General features: G+C 61.1%; 1 protein-coding gene. It reads left to right on the top strand.

All coding sequences use genetic code 11. The features are described 5' to 3' along the window. Positions 1-247: Ig-like domain-containing protein (locus OGY13_RS00035; RefSeq protein ID WP_286593094.1), on the top strand; the 247-nt coding region annotated here is incomplete at both ends.

Below are 247 nucleotides of genomic sequence, written 5' to 3'. Positions count from 1 at the left end.
CATGACCACGCTGATAAGCGGCGTGGCAGGCGGCGATGCCAAAGCGGGGGATGCCGTTACCGTCAGTGTACAGGGGCAGAGTTTTACCGGAACGGTGGTCGATGATAACGGCGAACTGCGCTACGAAGTGGCAGTGCCGGTTGGCACGCTGAAGGAAGGTAAAAATACGGTGGTGGTGACGCTGGTCAGCCACGATGCGGTGGGTAACGAAGTGACCGCGCTGGCGCACCGTACCGTGGTGCTGGAC

The organism is Citrobacter sp. Cpo045, from assembly GCF_030332875.1.
GTDB classification, from domain to species: Bacteria; Pseudomonadota; Gammaproteobacteria; order Enterobacterales; family Enterobacteriaceae; genus Citrobacter; species Citrobacter portucalensis.
The sequence above is the reverse complement of the archived record's forward strand: the minus strand, read 5'-3'. Positions and strand labels throughout refer to the sequence as shown.